Source organism: Streptomyces sp. SID14478, assembly GCF_010548525.1.
GTDB lineage: Bacteria > Actinomycetota > Actinomycetes > Streptomycetales > Streptomycetaceae > Streptomyces.
The window spans coordinates 1-1,315 of the sequence record NZ_JAAGMG010000890.1 but is presented as its reverse complement, the minus strand read 5'-3'; the positions used below and the strand labels follow the sequence as shown (position 1 = coordinate 1,315).

The following is a 1,315-nucleotide window of genomic DNA, read 5'->3' as shown; positions in this document are numbered from 1 at the left end:
GCACCGTACTGCTGGACGAGGAGCTCCCCGCGGCCCTCGTCGCCGCCGCCCCCGTGCTCGGCGCCCTCCTCGCCGAGCGGGTCCTCGGCCCGCTGCTCGCCCTGCCGCCCACCGACCGCGAGCTGCTGCTCGACACCCTGGAGGCCTGGCTGGACCGGGACGGCTCGGCGCAGCGTGCCGCCGCCCGCCTCTACTGCCACCGCAACACCGTCCTCAACCGGCTGCGGCGCTGCGAACAGCTCACCGGGCGCAGCCTTGCCCGCCCCGCCGACCTCGTGGAGCTGGGCCTCGCCCTGAGCGCGTACCGGCTGAAAAGCAGCTGACCTGCGCTTTTCTCAGGACGTACAAGAAAAGTTGCGCAACACTTATTGCGCAACTTTTCTTTTGTATCTACCGTGAGGGGCATGACAGGCAAGGAGCGGGACCGCCGCATCACCGACCTGGGCACGCTCAAGGCCCTGGCCCACCCCGTGCGCGCACAGCTGTACCGGGAGCTGTCCCTGCGCCGCGTCGCGACCGCCTCGCAGCTCGCCGAGCAGGTCGACGAGGCGGTCGCCCTGGTCAGCTACCACCTGCGCAAACTCGCCGAGCACGGCCTCATCGAAGAGGCCGAGGCGCAGGACACCGACGGCCGCCAGCGCTGGTGGCGCCCCGCGACCGACGGCGTGGAGATCCGCGACGCCGACTTCCGGGACGCCCCCGAGAAGGCCGCCGCGCACACCGCGGCCAGCCGCCTCTTCTTCGAGCAGCGCGCCGCCATGTACCGCAGCTTCCTCGACGAGCGGATCGCCTGGGACGACGCCTGGGCCACGGCCCACGAGTCGTCCGAGTCGATGATGCGGCTCACCGCGGCCGAACTCACCGGCCTGGTGGGGGAGATGCGGGACCTGCTGCGCCGCTACGAGGCCCGGGGCCGGGCCGCCGAGGAGGCCGGGGACACCGAAGGCCGGGAGAACGTCGCGGTGCACACCTACGCCTTCCCCTTCCGGAACTGAAAGAGGGCCGCCGCATGGCTGCAACCGCACTGCAGGGCAAGGCTGTTGACGCCGCGATACCGGCGCACCGCGACGGCAACGTCCTGCGCTGGCTCGGCGCCTACACCTCGTCCGCCATCGGCGACAACGTCTACTACTTCGCCCTCTCCTGGGCCGCCGTCCAGAGCGGCACGCCCGCCCAGGCGGGCCTCGTCACCGCCGTCAGCGCCGTACCCCGCGCCGTCCTCATGCTCGGCGGCGGCGTGGTCGCCGACCGCTACGGGCCGCGCCGGGTGGTGCTCGGCAGCAGCGCCGTGCGGTGCGTGCTCGTCGTCGCGGCG

General features: G+C 72.6%; 2 protein-coding genes and 1 pseudogene. All 3 read left to right on the top strand.

Features of this window, described 5'->3' with window-relative positions:
* Positions 1–323, top strand: a 323-nt coding sequence (locus G3I40_RS29140) for a helix-turn-helix domain-containing protein (RefSeq protein ID WP_164305520.1), incomplete at its 5' end; no start/stop codon positions are given.
* A gap of 81 nt (positions 324–404) precedes the next feature.
* Complete coding sequence (locus G3I40_RS29135; RefSeq protein WP_164305518.1) at positions 405–995, top strand: helix-turn-helix domain-containing protein; 591 nt, start codon at positions 405–407, stop codon at positions 993–995.
* 14 nt (positions 996–1,009) lie between these two features.
* Positions 1,010–1,315: pseudogene (locus G3I40_RS29130) on the top strand (MFS transporter); the annotation flags it as partial.

Coding starts and splice junctions, on each gene's coding strand:
- G3I40_RS29135 (WP_164305518.1), top strand. CDS start 405: ATGACAGGCAAGGAGCGGGACCGCCGCATCACCGACCTGGGCACGCTC.